At 73.0% G+C, this 18854-nt stretch carries 14 protein-coding genes; 3 read left to right on the top strand and 11 right to left on the bottom strand.

Translation table 11 applies throughout. The annotated features are described in order from the left end of the window. Positions 1 to 26 precede the first annotated feature (26 nt). The 6 genes from mgtE to FHG10_RS14475 all read right to left on the bottom strand — a co-directional run bounded on the left by mgtE (position 27) and on the right by FHG10_RS14475 (position 7211). Positions 27 to 1385 carry a magnesium transporter gene (gene mgtE / locus FHG10_RS14500; protein WP_152354076.1) on the bottom strand — a complete coding sequence of 453 codons (1359 nt, stop codon included), beginning with the start codon at positions 1383 to 1385 and terminating at the stop codon, positions 27 to 29. A 58-nt stretch (positions 1386 to 1443) separates the two neighbouring features. Continuing rightward, positions 1444 to 2598 (bottom strand): sugar kinase, encoded by a 1155-nt coding sequence (locus tag FHG10_RS14495; protein ID WP_227488277.1) that lies wholly within the window; start codon positions 2596 to 2598, stop codon positions 1444 to 1446. Next, the gene (locus FHG10_RS14490) at positions 2595 to 3269 is read right to left on the bottom strand and encodes a bifunctional 4-hydroxy-2-oxoglutarate aldolase/2-dehydro-3-deoxy-phosphogluconate aldolase (RefSeq protein ID WP_152354075.1); all 675 of its coding nucleotides are present in this window, start codon (positions 3267 to 3269) and stop codon (positions 2595 to 2597) included. The genes FHG10_RS14495 and FHG10_RS14490 overlap by 4 nt, the downstream gene beginning before the upstream one ends. Positions 3270 to 3369: 100 nt before the next feature. Then, entirely contained in the window at positions 3370 to 4608 is a 1239-nt protein-coding gene (gene manD / locus FHG10_RS14485) for a D-mannonate dehydratase ManD (RefSeq protein ID WP_152354074.1), read from the bottom strand. A 46-nt stretch (positions 4609 to 4654) separates the two neighbouring features. Next, on the bottom strand, positions 4655 to 6058 hold the full coding sequence (locus FHG10_RS14480) for an MFS transporter (protein ID WP_152354073.1): 1404 nt from the start codon (positions 6056 to 6058) through the stop codon (positions 4655 to 4657). Between the two features lie 148 nt (positions 6059 to 6206). After that, on the bottom strand, positions 6207 to 7211 hold the full coding sequence (locus tag FHG10_RS14475) for an L-idonate 5-dehydrogenase (protein ID WP_152354072.1): 1005 nt from the start codon (positions 7209 to 7211) through the stop codon (positions 6207 to 6209). Between the two features lie 217 nt (positions 7212 to 7428). Here FHG10_RS14475 and FHG10_RS14470 point away from each other — a divergent pair, with 217 nt between their 5' ends. Further along, positions 7429 to 8244: an IclR family transcriptional regulator gene (locus tag FHG10_RS14470; protein ID WP_152354071.1), complete on the top strand. Its 816-nt coding sequence runs from the start codon at positions 7429 to 7431 to the stop codon at positions 8242 to 8244. A gap of 13 nt (positions 8245 to 8257) precedes the next feature. Here FHG10_RS14470 and FHG10_RS14465 read toward each other — a convergent pair whose 3' ends face one another. From FHG10_RS14465 to FHG10_RS14455, 3 genes are read right to left on the bottom strand one after another with little or no spacing between them, the layout of a single operon-like run. Next, a complete protein-coding gene (locus tag FHG10_RS14465) occupies positions 8258 to 9748 on the bottom strand; it encodes a mannitol dehydrogenase family protein (RefSeq protein ID WP_152354070.1) in 1491 nt (496 codons plus the stop codon). 13 nt (positions 9749 to 9761) lie between these two features. After that, entirely contained in the window at positions 9762 to 11762 is a 2001-nt protein-coding gene (locus FHG10_RS14460) for a beta-L-arabinofuranosidase domain-containing protein (protein ID WP_152354069.1), read from the bottom strand. Then, a complete protein-coding gene (locus FHG10_RS14455; protein WP_152354068.1) occupies positions 11759 to 13663 on the bottom strand; it encodes a glycoside hydrolase family 2 protein in 1905 nt (634 codons plus the stop codon). The genes FHG10_RS14460 and FHG10_RS14455 overlap by 4 nt, the downstream gene beginning before the upstream one ends. A gap of 172 nt (positions 13664 to 13835) precedes the next feature. On the opposite strand from FHG10_RS14455, the gene FHG10_RS14450 reads away from it, so the two are divergent. Then, positions 13836 to 15614 (top strand): aryl-sulfate sulfotransferase, encoded by a 1779-nt coding sequence (locus tag FHG10_RS14450; protein WP_152354067.1) that lies wholly within the window; start codon positions 13836 to 13838, stop codon positions 15612 to 15614. Between the two features lie 81 nt (positions 15615 to 15695). On the opposite strand, the gene FHG10_RS14445 is transcribed toward FHG10_RS14450, so the two are convergent. Beyond that, positions 15696 to 16691 (bottom strand): hypothetical protein, encoded by a 996-nt coding sequence (locus FHG10_RS14445; protein ID WP_152354066.1) that lies wholly within the window; start codon positions 16689 to 16691, stop codon positions 15696 to 15698. A gap of 329 nt (positions 16692 to 17020) precedes the next feature. Here FHG10_RS14445 and FHG10_RS14440 point away from each other — a divergent pair, with 329 nt between their 5' ends. Beyond that, the gene (locus FHG10_RS14440) at positions 17021 to 17557 is read left to right on the top strand and encodes an HNH endonuclease (protein ID WP_152354065.1); all 537 of its coding nucleotides are present in this window, start codon (positions 17021 to 17023) and stop codon (positions 17555 to 17557) included. A gap of 53 nt (positions 17558 to 17610) precedes the next feature. Here FHG10_RS14440 and FHG10_RS14435 read toward each other — a convergent pair whose 3' ends face one another. After that, positions 17611 to 18822 carry an ROK family protein gene (locus FHG10_RS14435; RefSeq protein ID WP_152354064.1) on the bottom strand — a complete coding sequence of 404 codons (1212 nt, stop codon included), beginning with the start codon at positions 18820 to 18822 and terminating at the stop codon, positions 17611 to 17613. Positions 18823 to 18854: the final 32 nt, after the last annotated feature.

The following is an 18854-nucleotide window of genomic DNA, read 5'->3' as shown; positions in this document are numbered from 1 at the left end:
ATCCGCCCGTCGGCCGATCCCTCCCCTCAGAGCCCCAGCACCACGGTCGCGATGGAGAAGTAGACGACCAGACCGGTCGCATCGCAGAAGGTGGAGATGAAGGGGTTGGAGAACACGGCCGGGTCGGCGCCGATGCGCTTGGCGATCAGGGGCATCAGCCCGCCGACGACCGCGGCCATCATGCAGATCGCCAGCAGCGTCAGGCCCATCACGATGCCGATCGGCAGGCCGTAGAAGATCCCGGCGATGACCAGGCCGAGCGTGCCGAGCACCGATCCGAGGGTCGCGCCGATCCGCAGCTCGCGCCACACCACGCGCGGCAGGTCGCGCACGCGCACCTCCCCCACGGCGAGCGCGCGCGTCACCGTGGTCGCGGCCTGGTTGCCGGTGTTCCCGCCCGTGCCGGTGAGCAGCGGGATGAACAGGGCGAGCACCACGACCTGGTCGAGGCTCGCCTCGAAGAACTCGAGCACCTGGACAGTGAGGATCGCGGAGACCGCGAGCACCACGAGCCAGACGATGCGGCTGCGCACGATCTGCAGGATCGGGGTCGCGAGGTAGGCGCGGGAGAGCGGTTCCGCGCCGCCGTGGCGGGCGGAGTCCTCGGCGTCCTCCTCCTCGATGATCGCCATCGCGTCGTCGATGGTGAGGATGCCGACGAGCCGGTCCTCGCCGTCGACGATGGGCATGGCCAGCAGCTTCTCCGCGAGGAAGCGCCGCGCGACCTGCTCGCGCTCCTCGCTCGCGCGGGCCATGACCGCGGTGTGCGCGAGGTCGCCGACGCGGGTCGTCCCGTCCTCCGCGAGCAGCCGGCGCAGGCCCACGACGCCGAGGACCTTCCGCGCGCCGTCGACGACGGGCAGCAGGTAGATCGTCTCGGGCTCGTCGATGTGGGCGCGCAGGTGGGCGAGGGCCCGAGCGACGCTCTGCTCGGGGTGCAGCGCGATGACCTCGGGCGACATGAACCGACCGATGGCATCGCGCGGATACCCCAGGACCGTCGTCGTCATCGCGCGCTCGTCGGCGTCGAGCCCGTGCAGGAGCTTCTCGGCGACGGAGGCGGGCAGCTCGTCGAAGAGCGAGGCGCGGTCGTCGGGGTCGAGGTCCTCGATGATCTGGGCGACCTGCGGGTCGCGCAGGGCGGAGATCAGCTCGGCCTGCTGATGGGGCGCGAGCTCCTCGAAGACCCGCAGCGCCTGGCTCTTGTCCAGCACGCGGAAGAGCAGGGCCGACTGCTCCGCGTCGCTCGTGCGCACGAGGTAGACGAGGTCCGCGACCGGCAGGGCGTGCGCCTCGCGGGCGAGGCGCTCGAGGCCGGCCTCGCCGGTCGGGTCCTCCCTCAGCAGCGCGAGCACGGAGTCCAGGGTCGCGATCGGGGAGGTCATGGACCCATTGTGGCCGGGATCCGGGCGCAGCGGCTCGCGTGGGGCCGGGGCCGACGGGTCAGCGGGCGACGGGGTCCGCCGCGCCCGCGGCGAGGCGGCCGAGGCCCTCGCGGTGGACGGCGCCCTCCCAGTCCCCCGGGCTCGTGCACATCAGGGCACCGCACTCGTTGCCGCGAGCGAGTCGGCCGGCGACGTCGAGCCCCTCGAGGTGCGCGCTGAGGTATCCGGCGACGAACGCGTCGCCCGCGCCGACGGTGTCCACGACGTCCACGCGGAGCCCGGGCACCTCGGCCGTCTCAGGGCCGGTGCGGGGGCCGGCACCGGCAGTGTCCTCACCGGACTCTCCCGCATCGGCTCCGGCACCGGCTCCGGCTCCGACGAGCGCGCGGGCGCCGTAGGCGCCGCGCTTCTCGACCACCTCGGGGATCCCGTGGGCGTGCAGGGCGCGCAGCAGGGAGGTGTCGGCACGCTCGCCCGCACCTGCCCCCGCACCCGTGCTCTGCCTCGCCGAACCCAGCGCGTCGGCAACGAGCTCGAGCTCCTCGGTGCCGCCGAAGACGATGTCCGCGGCGGCCGCGAGGCGGGCCAGCAGCGGGGCGGCGACCTCGCGCGGAGCCAGGGCGGAGCGCAGGTTCACGTCGAAGCTGATCAGCGTGCCGGCGGCGCGGGCGCGCTCGAGGAGCGCCACGGCCGCATCCCGCGCCTGCGGCGACAGCAGCGGCGTGATGCCCGTGAGGTGGAGGATGTCGGCGCCCGCCAGCAGCTCGTCCGGGACATCCTCGGCGAGCTCCTGCGCGTTGAGGGCGGAGGCGGCCGAGCCGCTGCGGTAGTAGCGGACCGTGGTCGCCCCGCCGCTGGGATGGGACTTGAGCATCAGGCCCGTCGGCCGCTCGGGGTCGATGCGGGCGCGCACGTCGACCTGCTCAGCGAGCAGCTCGCGCAGCACCCGGGTGCCCAGTTCGTCGGCCCCGACCCTGCTCGCCCAGGCGACCGGGACGCCGAGGCGGCGCAGGCCGATCGCGAGGTTGCTCTCGGCGCCGCCGATGCCGACGGTCATGCCGCGCGCGTGGGCGAGGGAGCCGATGCCCTCGCTGTGCAGCAGCGCCATGGTCTCGCCGACGGTGACGACGCGCGGCGCATCGTCCGCCCGCTCGGCCCGCCGGCCGTGGGCGTCGCCCGCCCGCTCGGCCCGTCGGCCGTGCGCGTCGGTCACCTGCCCGCCTCCGCGCACACGGCGACGAACTCGCGGGCGCGGTCGGCGAGCGCGGAGAGGTCGCCGCCGCGGAAGGCGTCGCCGAGCAGCGGACCGCCCACGGAGACCGCGTCGGCCCCCGCCTCGAGCCAGGCCCGGGCGGCGGAGAGGTCGACCCCGCCGGAGGGGATCACGCGCAGGTCGGGGAAGGGACCGTGCAGGTCCTTGACGTATCCGGGACCCACGGTGCCCGCGGGGAACACCTTGACGGCGCTCGCGCCGGCCCGCCACGAGGTGAACAGCTCCGTGGGGGTGAGGCCGCCGGGGACGATCGGCGTGCCCGCGGCGATCGACGCCTCGATGACGGCGGGGTCGGTGACCGGGGTGACGAGGTAGGCGGCGCCGCCCTCGGCGGCCCGGCGGGCCTCCTCGGGCGTGGTGATGGTGCCGACGCCCAGGTCGGCCTCGCCGCCGAAGCGCTCGACGAGGTCCGGGAGCGCGTCGAGCGTGCCAGGGGTGGTCAGGGTGAGCTCGAAGCTGCGCACCCCGGCCCCGGCGAGCGTCTCGATGACCTGCGGGTACTGGGATGCCTCGCGGCCGCGCATGACGACGACGAGGCGCGAGGCGAGGGAGCGCTCGGGCAGCGGAAGGCGGTCGGCGGGAAACGTGTCGGAGGTGCGGGGGTCGGTCATGGGGTGCTCCTCGGGTCGGAGGGGTCGGACGGCGTGGGTGCGATGGAAGGCGACGCGGCACGATGCGCCGCGAGCGGGCCGACGGACGGCCCGCCGTCGCTCACCAGTCGTGCACGGTGCCGTCGCGCAGGCGGTTCACGGGCAGGTAGGCGGGCTCGTACGGGTGCGCGGCGGCGGCCTCGCGGTCCAGCTCGACGCCCAGGCCGGGGGTCTCCCCCGGGTGGAGCATGCCGCTCGTGAACGTGTAGGAGGTGCGGAAGACCTCGAGGGTGCGCGCGGAGTGCGGCATGTACTCCTGGATGCCGAAGTTGTGAATCGCCAGGCCCAGGTGCAGGTGCGCGGCCATGCCCACCGGGGAGACGTCCGTCGGCCCGTGGAAGCCGGAGCGGATGCCGTAGATCCCGGCGAAGGTCATCAGCTGGCGCAGGCCGGTCACGCCGCCGGCGTGGGTGGCGGAGGAGCGCACGTAGTCGATGAGCCGCTCGGTGATGAGCGTCTGGTAGTCGAAGACGGAGTTGAAGACCTCGCCGATCGCGAGCGGCGTGGTGGAGTGCTCGCGCACCAGGCGCAGTGCGCTCTGGTCCTCGCCGGGGGTGCAGTCCTCGAGCCAGAACGGGCGGTAGGGCTCGAGGTCGCGCGCCAGGCGGGCGGCCTCGATGGGGCGCATGCGGTGGTGGCCGTCGTGCAGCAGGTGCAGCTCGGGGCCGAACTCGCTGCGCACGTGCTCGAAGACCGTCGGCAGGTGCCGCAGGTAGGCGGCGGTGTCCCAGGTCTCCTCGTCGGGGCGGCGCGGGGCGTCGGCCGCGAGACGGCCTGCGGGCTCGTACTCGTAGGCACCGCCGGGCGCGGAGTCGTGCACCCCGTAGATCTGGCCCAGGCCCGGCACGCCGGTCTGGATGCGCACGGCCTGGAAGCCCTGCTCGACGTAGCCGCGGATCGCGTCGTCCAGGTGGGCGAGGTCGGTGCCGGAGGCGTGGGCGTAGGTCATCAGCCCGGTGCGGCTCGCGCCGCCCAGCAGCCGGTACAGCGGCACGCCCGCGCGCTTGGCGGCGATGTCCCACAGGGCCATGTCGATCGCGGCGACCGCGGCCATCGTCACCGGTCCGCGCCGCCAGTAGGGGCTGCGGTAGAGGTACTGCCAGGTCGACTCGATCTGCGTCTCGTCGCGGCCGATGAGCGTGGGCGCGACGTGATCGCGCAGGTAGGAGGCGACGGCGAGCTCGCGGCCGTTGAGGGTGCCGTCGCCCAGACCCGTCACGCCGTCGTCCGTGGTGACGATCGCGGTGACGAAGTTGCGTCCCGGGCTGGTGACGTCGACGTCGATGCTGCGGATGCTCATGAGAGTCCTCTCGGGTGGTCGGTGGCGGAGTCGGGGCGGGAGACGGTCACATCGCCGGCTCGGGATCGGTGAGGTCGCGACCGGCGACCTCCTTCATCCAGATCGCGGCGAACAGCGCGCAGGCGCTGAAGAACGCGATGATCACGGCGACCGGGATCCAGGAGCCGGAGGCGGCGGTGACCCAGGCGGCGGCGACCACGGGTGCCACGCCGGTGGCGATGATGGCGGCGATCTCGCGGACGACGGCCGTGGCCTGGTAGCGGTTCTTCGCCCCGAAGATCTCGGGCAGGGTGAGGTTCTCCATCGAGGACATCGACATCACGGAGACGTTGTGGATGACCACGTAGCCGACGATCACCTTCCAGGTGGTGCCGCTCGAGATCGCGAGCATGCAGGGCACCGCGAGCACGAGCGCGGCGGCGCTGGTCACCCCGTACATCGTGCGGCGGCCGAAGCGGTCGCCGAGCGCGCCGACGATCGGCACGGTCGCGAAGGCGACCAGCGAGGAGATGATGACGACCTCGGTCGAGAGCTGCTTGTTCAGCATCAGCACGACGGTGATGAAGGAGATCAGGTAGGTCTGGATCATGCCGGAGTTGCCGGCCTGCCCGAAGCGCAGCAGGAAGGCGACGGCCACGGACTTGAAGGTCAGGGACTTCGCCTCGACCGCCCGGACGGCCTCGGCGGGGGCGTCCCCGGTCTGGACGTCGGCGGCGGTGACGGCCTCTCCCTCGACGACGTCATCGCGCGCCTCGAAGACGGGGCTCTCCTTGAGGCTGAGGCGCACCCACACGGCGAAGACCATGACCAGGGCGCTCGCGACGAACGGGATGCGCCACGCCCAGTCCATGAGCTGCTGATCGGTGACGGCGACCAGCAGGATCGCCCAGATGCCGGAGGCGAACAGGGTGCCGCAGTTGGTGCCGAGGGCGACCAGCGAGGCGATCACGCCGCGTCGGCGGGCGGGCGCGTACTCGGAGAGCATGACCCCGGCGCCGGAGATCTCGGCGCCCGCGCCGAAGCCCTGCAGGAGCCGCAGGACCACCAGCAGCGCCGGCGCGAGCATCCCGACCTGTGAGTACACGGGCAGGACGCCGATCAGGGCGGTCGCGAGCCCCATGATGACGATCGTGTAGAACAGCACCTTGCGACGCCCGATGCGGTCGCCCATGCGGCCGAAGAACCAGGCGCCGACGGGCCGGGCGATGTAGCCGACGCCGTAGGTCGCCATGGCGCCGACCACGGCCATGCCGGGGTCGTCGTTCGCGAAGAAGAGCTCGCTGAACACGAGCGCCGCGGCCAGCGAGTAGAGCTGGAAGTCCATGAACTCCAGCGCCGTGCCCAGCCAGCCGGAGACGGCCGCGCGCACGAGATCGCCGACGCTGCGCTCGGGCTGGGCGGTGCCGGTGGGGGTCGACGGGGAGTCGTCGGTGGTGGGGGCGTGCGTCATCGTGCTCCTTCGCGCGGTGCCCGGAGGCGGGGGTGGGGTGTTCTCGACGTGTGGGGTCGGATCCGAGGGGGCCACGTCCGACGGACCCGTCTCCGACGGACGCTCGGCCCGGGGGCGCCCGGACCTCGTCGGCTCGAGCGCTGTCGGTTCAGAGGGCGAGCAGGACCTTCGCGGACCGGGAGGCGTCGCGGGCGGTCGCGAAGGCTTCGGTCGCGTCGGCCGCGGGGATCACCTGGGTGACGACCTCGCCGATCGCCGGGTCCTGGACGAGCAGCGTGATCGCGTCGTCGATCTCGGTGGAGAAGCGGAAGGTGCCGCGCAGCTCCGCCTCCTTCGCCAGCAGCGGGGCGAGGTTCACCGAGATCTCGGCGTCCGGGAGGATCCCGACCTGCACGACGATGCCGCCGGGGGCGACCGCCTTCACCGCGGAGCCCAGGGAGACGGGGGCTGCGGAGCACTCGAGGACGACGGGGAACGTGCCGGGGTCGACCTGCTCCTCGGTGACGAGGAAGGTGCGGGTCGCGCCGAGCGCCCGGGCGCGCTCGAGGGGCTCGGGCCGCACGTCGCCGACGACGATCTCGGAGGCGCCCGCGTGGTGCAGGGCGGAGACGGCGAGCAGGCCGATGGGGCCGGCGCCGAGGACCAGGACGGGGCGAGCGGCGACGTCGCCGGCGATGTTCACGGCGTGGATGGACACGGCCAGCGGCTCGGCGAGCGCGGCGGTCTCCAGGGAGAGGCCCTCGGGGAGCACGCGCACCATGTCGCGCTCGACGAGGAGGAGCTCCGCGGCGGCGCCCTGGCGGTGCGGGAACACGCCGGCGCTGCCGAGGTAGTCGCCTCCGGGCCACAGGTGCGGGCGCTCCTCGAGGCCCTCGACGGGGGCGCCGTAGCGGGCGGGGTGCACGGTCACCGGGGTGCCGGGAGCGAGCTCGCCGGAGGGGTCGAGGTCGACGGTCGCCGACAGCTCGTGGCCGGGGACGAAGGGCTCCCGCACGAGGTTCTCGCCGTTGCGCCCCAGGTAGTAGTAGTGCAGGTCGGAACCGCAGATGCCCACGAACTTCACGCGCAGGCGCACCTGGCCGTCGGCGGGCTCGGGAACGGGCTGATCCTCGAAGCGGATGTCCTCCGCACCATGGATGACCAGGGACTTCATCGTCGCTCCTCCTCGCGCGGCTGCGCGGGCCGACATCGGCGGCTTCTTCGGGTTCGGTAGCGGAATCGCGTTTCGTTTTGTAGTCTGAAACGGCAGTTCCGTAATGCGTGATCACTATAGGTCGAGCCCAGGTGTCCGGCAAGATCGCGCCCGCACCCCGGTCATCGCCGACCCGCGCCTCGCGGGGCACGGCGCGCCACCGACCCGAGAGGCCACCATGCCGACAGCCCCCGGCTCCGTCCCCGGCCCCGACCCGGCCCCCTCGCCCGCCTCCCCCGTCGGCAGCGTCGACAAGGCGCTCGTGCTGCTCGAGGTGCTCGCCGAGGCGGGGCCCGACGGGCTCATGCTGCGCGAGATCGCGGAGGCGAGCGGCTTCCACAAGGCCTCCTCGCATCGCATCCTGCAGGCCCTCGCGCATCGGGGGTTCGCATCCCAGGACCCCTCCGACCAGCGCTACCGCCTGGGCAGTGCGCCCATGGTGCTCGCCGAGCGCTATGCACGCGGGGACCACCTGGCGGCGCTCTTCTCCCCCGTCCTGGCGAGCGTCAGCCGCGGTGCGCAGGAGCTCGTGCACCTGGGCACGATGGACGGCACGAACGTGCTCTACCTCGACAAGGTCGAGCCCGAGCGGACGCTGCGGGTGTGGTCGCGCGTGGGAAACCGGGCGCCTGCGGCGCGCACGGCCCTGGGCCGCGCGATGCTCGCTGCACAGGGCGTCTCCGGGTCCGCTCTCGCCCCGTACGCCGAGGCCACGACGGCCGACGACGGGCTCGACGTCCCCCTCGCCCGCCTGCAGGAGGTGGTCGACGAGTCGCGCAAGCGCGGCTTCTCGTCCGAGGTGCAGGAGAACGAGCAGGGCATCGCGTGCGTGGGCGTCGCCGCGCTCCGCTTCGACGGCCGCGCCGCGGCCGTGAGCATCACCGGTCCCGCCGAGCGCATGGACGAGGAGTGCCGCGCCGAGCTCGGCGCCCTGCTGCGCACGGAGCTGGAGCGGCTCGGGCCGAGCGGGTTCACGGTGATGGGCAGGGGCTGAACCCCGGGGCCCCTCAGCCCACCGCGTCCTTCATCGCCGCCTCGATGCCATGGCGGGCGATCACCTCGAGCAGCTCGCCGACGCGGTCGGTGAACGCCTCCTCGCGGGGCAGGTCGAGGCCCAGGAAGCCGGCGTCGAGCACCTTCCGGACGATCTCGCGGGGCGCGGTCGCGGAGCCGACGGCCTGCAGGATCCTCTCGCGGGCGGGCTCGTCGACCGCCTCCATCTCGCGGGTGACCGTGACGCCCTCGGGCTGGACGATCGTCGCGATCCACCCGGCCACGAGCAGGGCGAACACGTGCGGCATGCGGCCCTCGCGCAGGTGCTGGAGGGCGGCGACGGGGATGCGCTGGGGCAGGCGGATCGAGCCGAGGGAGGCGATGCGCGAGGTCGAGTCCGCGAGCGGCGCGTTCTCCCAGCGCAGCACGAGCGAGGCGATGTACTCCTCGGGGTCCAGGCCGTTCGGCAGCGGGATCGTGGGCAGGGCGTCGCGTCGGATCTGCGCGAGCACGGTGTCCTGCACGGCAGGGCGCTGCCAGGTGCCGGGGATGGTGGGGGTGCCCTGCAGCACGCCGAGGTAGGCGAGCAGGGACTGCGAGGCGTTGACCAGGCGCAGCTTCACGAGCTCGTAGCGATCCACCTGGTCGCTGATGACGGCCCCGGCCGCCTCCCAGCCGGGACGGCCGCCGGGGTGGTCCTCCTGCATGACCCACATGGTGAACTCCTCGGTGCGCACCGGGGCGTCGTCGCGCACGCCGAGCAGGCGCTCGACGCTGCGCCGGGTGTCGTCGGTGGTCGAGGGCACGATGCGGTCGACCATCGAGTTCGGGAAGCCCACGCGGGTGCGGGCGAAGCGCAGCACGTCCTCGTCGGCCCCGGCCTCCTGCAGGAACTGCGTGACCACGGCGCGCGCGACGTCGCCGTTGCCCTGGAGGTTGTCGCAGGACTGGATCGTGATCGGCTCGCCGCTCGCGGCGCGGCGCTCGATGCCCCGGGCGATGGTGCCGATGACGGTGCGCGGGGCCTCGCCGGATCCTGCCCCTGCACCCTTCCCGGCGGCGAGGTCGGCGCGGATCGCCGGGTCCTCGAGGTCCAGTCCCTGCGCGTTGGGCGACCAGCCGTACCCGCCCTCGGAGACGGTGAGGGTGAGGATCCGGCGCGCGGGGTCGGCGATCTCGGCGACGACGGCCGCGGGGTCCTCGGTGAGGACCCCGAAGCGGCGGTGCACGTCGACGACCTGCGCGCTCTCCCCCTGCGGGGACAGCTGCAGCACCGAGTACAGGCCGTCCTGGGTGGTCATCGCGTCGACGACGCCGCGGCTGCGGTGCCCGTAGGCGCTGATGCCCCAGTCCCCGCCCGCGGCCTCCATCGCCCGCGCCGTGTACACCGCGGTATGGGCGCGGTGGAAGTTGCCGAGCCCCAGATGGATCATCCCGGGGGTCGGCGGCGCGGAGACGCCGATCTGCGCGAGCGAGGGGAAGGTCGACCGGTTCAGGGGTTCCATGGCCCCATAGGTATCAGAACTCGTCCTCGTTGCCGTCGCTGAGCCACGCCCCGATCACCGGGAACTCCATGACGCGCAGGCGCGCGGTGCCGTAGGGGACGAGGCGCAGACCATGCACGGGTCCGTGCTCGAGGACGGGGCTCGCCGGTGGCGGGGTCGCCGAGGCGCCGTCGGCGACCCACTGGGACAGCCTGCTGCCCCGCGCCTCGAGGGTGAGGGCCCCGCCGGGGGCGAAGGGCTGTGCGGGGATCTCGCCGTGGCCGATCCGCCAGGTCCCGGCCTGCTCGACGTCGGCGAGCGCCCAGCTCCAGTTCCCGCGCGGGCGCACCTCCCATTCCCCCAGCCCGGGGGCGCCGGGCACCTCGATCCAGGTCTCTCCCGGGGTCGCGACCATGACCAGCGGGCCGACGTGCACCGCGGCCGCCTGCCGCTCGCGACGCTCGACGCGGGCGCGCATCGGCAGCGTGAGCTCGATCGCGGTCTCGCCGCTCCAGTCGCGCCGCAGCTCCACGTGCCCGTCGGCCGACGGCGAGACCGGGACCTCCTCGCCGTCCACGACGAGGCGCGGCTCGGTGCTCCAGGTGGGGATGCGCAGGCGCAGCGGCACGGCGGCGCCCTCTCCCCCGCGCACCTGGATCCGCACGGTCTCGCGGAACGGGTAGTCGGTGACCACCTCGAGGTGCAGGGGCATGCCGGCCGCGTCGACGTCGATCGTGCAGGGGGCGTAGGCGACGGCGCGCAGCCCGCCGTCGGGGTCGCGCACCCAGAGGTTCGCCGCGAACTTCGGCCAGCCCTGGTGGAGGTTCGCGGTGCAGCAGCCGAAGTGCGGCTCGAGCCCGAACATGTTCGCGTCGTCGCTGGAGAACGACCAGTCGCGATGGGCCACGGAGACCTCGATCTGCGTGCCCTGCTGGTGGTACTGGTGGGCGAGCGTCCGCGGATCGCACGATGCGGGCAGCAGGTTGAGGGCCAGGGATTCGAGGCGGTCGCCCTGCACGGCGTCCCCGAAGACCCTGGAGAGCACCTCTGCCGTCCACATCATCTCGACGACCAGGCAGGTCTCCACGCCCGCGGTCGCCTCGCGGCCGCCCAGCCACTCGTCGCCCGAGAACCAGCCGTGGGCCTGGCCGTGCCAGCGCTGGAGGTGCGCGAGGGCCTCCTCGGTGCGCGCGCGATGGCCCGGATCGCCGTCGACGAGCTGAGCGGCGGCGCCGGTCTTCAAGCCCATCGCGACATTCACGCCATGGGCGGAGTGGGCGGAGACCTGGGCCTGACCGGTGATGACGTGCTCGATGAGATGAGTGTCCCAGTCGAAGGTCTGGGAGAGGACGAGGCGGGCGAGGTCCTCGAGCCAGGCGCCCTCGTCCTCCTGCCCGGCGGGCAGGTGCGCGCGGGTCCAGGCGATCGTGAGCACGTCCTCGGCGCCGCGGGCCTTCGCCCACTGGGCGAGAGGGCGCTCGGCCAGGTGCTCGAGCTGGAAGCGGTGCCAACGCAGCAGGAAGGGGACGACGCGCGGATCGCCGGTCGCCTCGGCGTGCTGGATCAGCACCTTGGCGGCGACCATGCGCGGCCACCAGTCCTCGTCGACGCCCGGCCCGAAGAAGCCGTCCTCGCGCTGGGAGCCGAGCATCCAGTCGATCCAGGGCTGCGCCTTTGCGATCAGCTTCTCGTCGCCGAGCACGTGGGCCAGCGGCACGAGCCCGTCGAGGTAGTAGGGGCCGCGCTCCCAGCTCTCGCCGTCCCCGCCCAGCCAGCCGCTGTCGGGGCCGACGTCGGGCCAGACCTCGGGCAGGCGCCCGGTGAGGCCGTCGGCCTGCAGGCGCAGCTGCCGCTCCAGCCAGCCGCGCGGCCTGACCGCCCCGAGCGGCAGCGGGTTCGCGACTCCGGCCAGGGGGTTCCAGGTGCCGTCGGGAGCGGGAGGGGACGCGGCAGCGGGGGCGGACGCGGCAACGGAGTCCGTGGCGGCAGCGGGATCCGACGCGGCAGCGGGATCCGACGCGGGGGCGGCATTCATGCGGGCACCTCCCCGGTGACGAAGGCGCGGATCGCGGCCGGGTCGAGCTTCGGCCGGCGCTCGGCCGTGGCGAGCCCGTTGGCCTCCTGCTGGGTGTCGGTGAGCTGCGTGTAGCAGAAGCCGGCGAGGACGGGGCTCGCGGTGACGGCCTCGAACAGGCCGCCGACGCGCTCTGAGAACTCCTCCTCACTGCCGACGACCGCGTATCCCCAGGTCTCGGCCGTGGCGTAGGCGATGCCGCCGAACTCGGTGAGCATCACGGGGGCGTCCGTGCCGAGCTCGGTCGCGCCGTCGAGCACGGGGCGTCGCCCTTGCGGGCCCATGCCGGTGAGGGTGCGCTCGAGGGCCGCGGTATCCGCGTAATGAGCGCGCAGCGCCGGCGGGTCCGTGCAGTAGTCGTGGAGGGTGAGCAGATCGCCGCCGGTGTGCTCGTAGCCGTCGTTGGAGACGACGGGCCGGCTGGGGTCGAGCGCCCGGGTCAGGGCGATCATGGCAAGGGCGAGCTGGCGCTGGCCGGGGTGGTCGGCGAGGTCCCGCACGCCCCAGCTCTCGTTGATCGGCACCCAGGTGACGATGCTGGGGTGGGCGCGGTACTGGGCGACGATCTCGGCCCATTCGGCGCTGAGCGCGGTGACCGCGCGCGGCGAGTAGGTATAGGCGTTCGCGGTCTCGCCCCAGATCATCAGGCCCAGGCGATCGGCCTGGAACAGGAGGCGCGGGTCCTCGGTCTTCTGGTGGATGCGGGCGGCGTTGAAGCCGAGATCCAGGATCAGCTCGACCTCCTCGCGGCAGGCGTCGGCCGAGGGCGGCGTGAGGTGCGTGTCGGGCCAGAAGCCCTGCTCGAGGACGGAGCGCACGTAGCAGGGCTCGCCGTTGAGGAGGAACCAGCCGCGATCGACGCCGACGGTGCGAAGACCCAGGTAGCTGAAGGATTCGTCGCGGACGACGGCGGTCCTGCGGCCCGCGTGCTCGGCCGGATCCTCGGCCTCGCCCTCGGTCTCGAGCACGAGGATGCGGGCGTCCACGAGGTGCGGGTGGCCGGGCCGCCACAGCAGGCGGTCCCGGGCCTGTGTGTTGCGCAGGGCGGAGATCTCCACGGCGCCGGCGACGCGCGGCTCCACGGCGTCGAGCTCGATCGCGCCGAGCTGCTCGGTCCCGCGATCGGTCGTGCTGCTGAGCTCGATGCGCACACGGGTGCCGGGGCGGGGCCGACGGGCCAGGTCGACGACGACCTCGACGCGGCAGCGCGCGAGGTCCGTCTCGGCGGTGAAGGAGTCGACATGCTGATCGGCGACGACCTCGATCCACACGCTGCGCCAGATGCCCGTGGTGCGGTCGTACCAGATGCCGTGGGGCTGCTCCTGCCAGTCCTGCTTGCCGTGCGGGAGGTCCACGTCGTGGGGATCGTCGGCGGCGCGGACCACGATCTCGGCGCTGCCATCGCCCGCGAGGTGGTCGGTGATGTCGACGGTGAAGGCGGTCTGGCCGCCGGTGTGCTGCCCGGCGAGGTGCCCATTGACCCAGACCATGGCCTCGTGGTCGACGGCGCCGAAGTGCAGCAGCGCGCGGTGCCCTGCGGGCGTGCTGACCTGGGCGGTGCGGCGGTACCAGACGACGGGGTGGAAACCGCGGTCGCCGATCCCGGAGGCCTCGCACTCGGGGACGAAGGGCACCTGGATCTGTCGGTCGAGCGGGTCGGGACGGGTGGCGTCGGACGCGCTTCCACCCGCCGATCCGCCGATGAACCAGTGCTCGGCGAGGCCGCGGTCCTCGTCGTCATGGGCGAAGTCCCAGGTGCCGTCGAGGCTGGTCCAGCTCTCACGGATCAGGGTGGGGCGGGGATGGGTGCCGTCCTGGGCGGAGGCGCCCAGAGGCGTGCCGGCGGTCGCGCGAGCAGTCATCGTCGAATGCCTTTCGAAGGTGCGAGGCTCCGACGCTACCGGTCCGTGAAGCCCGAGGCCAGAGGTTCTCTCCACGTGGGAATGGTCGTGCCCGTCGAGGGCGGACTGCCGCACAGCGGATCCACAGCCGGGCGACAGCAGAGGCTCGACAGACGCTCGCTACGTTCGCCCGATGCACCGACCCGCACCGCACTCCCCTACCCGGGACACCCCTTCCCAGGACACCGACGCCCGACTCGCCCACCGCGCGCCCAGTCGTCGCTCCGTCCTGCTCGGCGCGGGGGCGGGCGCCGCAGGCCTCGCACTGGCCGGCTGCGAGGTCTGGGGCGGGTCATCGGGCGGGTCATCGGGCGGTGCGGCGAGGGCGCCCGAGGTGACGATCTCGGAGTTCGAGAACGCGCGCGGAGACTGGACGATCTGGCAGGTCTCCTACGACCTCGACGACGGGGAGTCGAATCCCGAGCTGTACACGGAGGCGACGCAGATGGCGCGGCACGAGGCGCTCGAGGCGAAGAAGGCCGAGGGCGGCTGGACCTCCGAGAACCCCCTGCTGGTGCTCGACCCGTACGGCACCACCCGCACCGGGCTCTACGTGCACTTCGCGGACGACTCCGCGGGCGAGCTCTCGTTCGTCGACGCGGTCGCCGATGCCGAGGACTTCGCGAAGACGGCCGCGAACCATGCCGAGACCGGCTTCGACGGCCTGCTCGTCGGCCTGGTCCCCGGGGCGACGAGCACCCTCGCGCTCACCTGGAAGCCGACGAGCGGTCAGGCCGTGCGCGGGTCGTTGAGCATCCGCACACCCACCACCGCCTCGGGCTACTCCTCGAGCATCGCGGCCGACGTGAAGAACGCGAAGTCGCTGACCGAGGGCCTGTTCGCCATGTCCGGCATCTCCGGGCCGGGGAACAACTCCTTCCTCATGGACAACACGGGCCTGATGCGCGCCGAGCTCGCCTCGACCACCTCCGCCCAGCACCACCTGGTGGTCGAGGACGGCCGGATCGTCACCACCACGGGCAGCGCGCAGGTCTCGGTGCTGGACCACCTGGGCCATGCCGGCACGATCATCGACCTGGGGAAGCAGTCCGTGCACCACGACCTGGACGTGGTGGGCGACGCCGCCTTCGTGCTGACGTCGGTCACCAGCAGCGGGCGCTCCGAGGACCGGGTGAGCAGAGTGGATCTGCGCACCGGTGACGTGGATCAGGTGGTCGACCTCCAGAAGGTGTTCCCCGAGTACGAGAAGCTCGCGCACGCCCGCACCGGCGACGGGCTCGGGGACCCCGTCGCGACCGGCGAGGACTGGATCCACATCAACACCCTGCAGATCATCGACGACGTCATGTACCTGTCCTCGCGCGAGACCTCCACGATCTTCGCGCTCGAGAACGCGCTCGAGCCCGGCTCCACGCCGAGCGTGCGGTGGATGCTCGGGGCCGAGGGTCTCTGGGAGGGCACCGGCTACGAGGGGAAGTTCCTCGAGCCCTCCGGGTCGATGATCGGCAACGCGGGCCAGCACTCGGTGCACCGCATCGACGACGACTCCCTGCCCGACGGGCAGTTCTACCTGGAGATGTTCAACAACAACTACTGGTACGTGGGCACACGCAATGAGGTGGACTGGAAGGACGAGGGGCCGGACAACGCCTCGACGGACGAGCTCGAGGGAACCAGCCACATGCTGCGCTACCTCGTGGACGAGAACACCTGGAGCTATACGCAGGATCTGGCAGTCGAGGTGCCCTACTCCTCCGTCGTCTCCAACGTGTTCCGTCTGGGCAGCGGGGGCATCGACGAGAACGCCGTGGTGAACTCCGGGAAGTCCGGCGTGTTCTCCGAGCGCGGCGCGGACGGCGAGATCCTGGCCTCCTACCGCTATGACACCTCCAACCTGGGCTACAGGGGCTACAAGGACACCTTCGAGGGCTTCTGGTACGCCGAGTCCTGATCTCCTGGTCGTCCGATGCGAACACGTGCCGCTCACGTGTCGCGAGCGCTCCGGCACCAGCTCCTCACGCATCGGCCCCCATCACAGGAAAGTCCCCCGCGCCTCCCGTCGGGCGTCCTCCTCCTGCTGACGACGCAGCGCGAGGAGGGCGACCGCTGTGCGCACGGGTCGCGGCGCCCGGAACACGATGCCTGACCGCCCGGGCTCGGAGACCCCGAGGATCCCGTAGGCCTGGAGCAGGAAGAGATCCCTCTGCGCGTCACCGAGGTCGTCGACCGCCTGCAGATCCACCTCGCCTCGGCGGTCGTCGATCGGGTCCCACGTGATCGACGTGTTCGCGCCGATGCCTCGGAAGAGCCGAGCGATCGCGGCCTCGTCGAGGCACCCGTCGGCGGGGAGCTCCGGCAGCGTGACACCGTGCTCGCAGGTCGCAGCGAGCAGACTCTCGAGCAGGAGGCCGGTGTTCCGGAATCCGCCGTGATCGGGGCAGTAGCGGCTGATGACGTGCAGCAGCTCGGCGATCGCCAGGACGCCGTCGACCTCGCCGTCCATCTCCCCCAGCGGCTCGTCGCCCTCGTCAAAAGCCCCTCGCGCGCCGGGATGCTCCGCGCTGCAGCGGCGCACCCTGTGGTTCTCGTCGTCGCCGACGAGCACTCCGAGGTTCAGCAGCACGATCCACGGCCCGAGCAGCTCGGGGATCTCGCGCAGCCGGCCGCCGGGGCGGACGATCCCGGCCCGCTGCTTGAGCTCGCGGACCGCGGCATTGGGCAGCACTCCGCTCTCGGTGAGCGGCCGGCCGTCGCCGACGAAGTCGCGCAGCAGTCGGCAGCGCTGCACGAAGGGGATCGCGGCTGCCTGCCGCACCCACTCGAGGTCGTCGATCTCCTCCTCCTCGAGCAGGGAGGACGGCGGGGGCAGGAACCACGGCACCGCGGCACGGTCCTCGAGGGGCCATGCCTCGCCGCCCTCCCGCCAGGTATGACCACAGGGAGGGCCCTCCCTGACGTCCACCTCCTCGGCGTCGGGCGTGCGGTCGGCGTCCTGGCCGTCGTCGGGGCCGATGGGTGCGTGCGTCATGTGCGTCATGGCCCGAGCTTCCCGGTCGTCGCGGGCGACCGCGAGGGGTCGGCGAGGAATGTGGACGGCGGAGCTCTGGGGAGGAACGGACGCACCCGGCCCGCGACGCGTCGCGGCGAGACAGGGCGAGACAGGGCGCGACAGGGCGCGACAGGGCACGACAGGGCACGACGAAACGCCGTCTCCTCGGGGAACGAGCGGACGACACGCGGGCGACGAGTGAGCGAAATCGGTTGATTCCGGAACCCCGACGCGCAACGATGCAAGCGTGCCCCGCGGGAACCCACTCGCGCGGGCGCACCGCCGCACGGCGGCAGGAGGTGGCAGCGATGTCCGTGGTGAAGGTCTTCAACAAGGGGTACGACCCGGCGACCGGGATCGGCGAGCTGCTGCACACGACCTCGGTCCGGCACGCGTTCGGGATGATCCGGCGCGGCGTCGCGGACCCCGTCGAGCTGACCCTGGCCGGGGACGACATCGTCCCCACGGCCCTGGAGCTGACGCGCGAGCTGAGCGGCGCATGGGTCGAGGGCGAGGGCCGCCGCTCCGTCGGCTTCTCCTTCCGCGCCGTCCACGAGCGCGACCACTGGACCTGCGCCTACTGCGGGCGCAGCGTCTCCAAGACACCGCCGTGCTCCGCGCTGCTGGCGACCGTTGACCACATCATGCCGGTCTCCCGCGGCGGCGCCTCGAGCTGGACGAACCTGGTCTCCGCCTGCCGCGAATGCAACGGCCGCAAGGCCGACAGCACCCCCGAGGAGGCGGGGATGCCCCTGCGCTTCGCGCCCTACGATCCCGCCGTCGCCTATCGCGTGGGCGGGCACGTCGAGGTGATCCCGGGGATCGGCGAGGCGCTCGCAGCCTGAGCTCACGGGCACCGCGGCCCTGCACCTGCCCGGGCCGGCGCACGCCCCCGAACTCAGACCCCGCGGTCGGCCCCCGCCGGCAGGAAGTCCAGGGGCTCCTCGCGGATGCGGGAGAGGGCAAGCTCGATCGCGCCGCGCACGATCACGTCCCGGCCGAGCGTGCTCGCGACGAGCTCGGGGAAGGGCGGGAAAAAATCTGCCTCGAGGACCGAGCGCGCATGCCCGAGCATCGGGCCGGCCGACGGGGCGACGCCCCCGGCGACGACGACCCTCTCCACGTCCAGCAGGCTCTCCAGCACCACGGCGACGTGCGCGAGGCGATCGCCGAGCCGGCGCACGATGCCCGAGGCCAGGGCGTCGCCGTCGGCCGCCGCAGCCATCACCTGCTCGGCGTCGAGGTCGTCCGGGTCGCGCGCACGCAGCGTCGACGGCGCGTCGCTGCGATCGAGCTCGCCGACGGCCCAGCGGCGGGCGAGGGCGCCGAGCCCGTCGACCGCCCCGGCGTCGGGGTCGTCGCCCGCGATGAGGGTCAGGAAGCGCATCTCGCCGGCGCCGCCGCGGCTGCCGCGCAGCAGGCGGCCGTCGACGATCAGGCCCGTGCCGAAGCGCTCTCCCGCGAGCAGGGCGGCCATGTGCGGACCGGGGCTGTGCGCGTGCTCGGCGAGCGCGGCGAGGTTCGCATCGTTCTCGATGAGGACGCCTCCCGCGAGATGGTCCTGGAAGCCGGCGTTCATGACGCCCCAGAAGGCGCCCTCGTCGTCCGGGGAGCGTCCATCGGCATCGACCGGGGCGGGGATGCCGACGACGGTGAGCAGCAGCGCGTCCTCGCCGCGCCCCGCCTGCTCGAGCACCTCGGCCACGAGTCCCCGCACGAGGGCGACGCGCCCGTCGCGATCGACCTCGGAGGGATCCACGCGTCGACGGGCGGTGCCCAGGACCGCACCGCGCAGGTCCGCGGCGATCGCCGCGAAGCTCCGCTCGCCGGCGTCCACGCCGACCACCACGCCGGCGTCCTCGCGCAGGCGGTAGCGGCGCGCGGGGCGCCCCCGGCTGGACAGCCCGGCAGCGCGCGAATCCGCGATCTCCTCGAGCCATCCGGCGGCCACGAGATCCCCGCACACGCCGAGCACCGTGGCCCGCGTCAGACCGCTCGCGGACATCGCCTCCGCCGCGGTGAACTCGCCGCTGGCCAGGGCGAACCGGAGCAGCTCACCGCTGTTGATGCGCCGCAGGAGACGCGGTGATCGAGCGGGGCCGTCGGACATGCCTTGACAGTACCGGAGCGCCTCCACATACT

Origin of the sequence: Brachybacterium subflavum (assembly GCF_009299795.1) — a bacterium.
Taxonomy (GTDB): Bacteria; Actinomycetota; Actinomycetes; order Actinomycetales; family Dermabacteraceae; genus Brachybacterium; species Brachybacterium subflavum.
This window is presented reverse-complemented; position numbering and strand designations above follow the sequence as displayed.

Bases quoted from the DNA above. Each gene is read 5' to 3' on its own strand.
- mgtE (WP_152354076.1), bottom strand. From the start codon at position 1,385: ATGACCTCCCCGATCGCGACCCTGGACTCCGTGCTCGCGCTGCTGAGG.
- FHG10_RS14490 (WP_152354075.1), bottom strand. From the start codon at position 3,269: ATGACCGACCCCCGCACCTCCGACACGTTTCCCGCCGACCGCCTTCCG.
- manD (WP_152354074.1), bottom strand. From the start codon at position 4,608: ATGAGCATCCGCAGCATCGACGTCGACGTCACCAGCCCGGGACGCAAC.
- FHG10_RS14480 (WP_152354073.1), bottom strand. From the start codon at position 6,058: ATGACGCACGCCCCCACCACCGACGACTCCCCGTCGACCCCCACCGGC.
- FHG10_RS14475 (WP_152354072.1), bottom strand. From the start codon at position 7,211: ATGAAGTCCCTGGTCATCCATGGTGCGGAGGACATCCGCTTCGAGGAT.
- FHG10_RS14470 (WP_152354071.1), top strand. From the start codon at position 7,429: ATGCCGACAGCCCCCGGCTCCGTCCCCGGCCCCGACCCGGCCCCCTCG.
- FHG10_RS14465 (WP_152354070.1), bottom strand. From the start codon at position 9,748: ATGGAACCCCTGAACCGGTCGACCTTCCCCTCGCTCGCGCAGATCGGC.
- FHG10_RS14460 (WP_152354069.1), bottom strand. From the start codon at position 11,762: ATGAATGCCGCCCCCGCGTCGGATCCCGCTGCCGCGTCGGATCCCGCT.
- FHG10_RS14455 (WP_152354068.1), bottom strand. From the start codon at position 13,663: ATGACTGCTCGCGCGACCGCCGGCACGCCTCTGGGCGCCTCCGCCCAG.
- FHG10_RS14450 (WP_152354067.1), top strand. From the start codon at position 13,836: ATGCACCGACCCGCACCGCACTCCCCTACCCGGGACACCCCTTCCCAG.
- FHG10_RS14445 (WP_152354066.1), bottom strand. From the start codon at position 16,691: ATGACGCACGCACCCATCGGCCCCGACGACGGCCAGGACGCCGACCGC.
- FHG10_RS14440 (WP_152354065.1), top strand. From the start codon at position 17,021: ATGTCCGTGGTGAAGGTCTTCAACAAGGGGTACGACCCGGCGACCGGG.
- FHG10_RS14435 (WP_152354064.1), bottom strand. From the start codon at position 18,822: ATGTCCGACGGCCCCGCTCGATCACCGCGTCTCCTGCGGCGCATCAAC.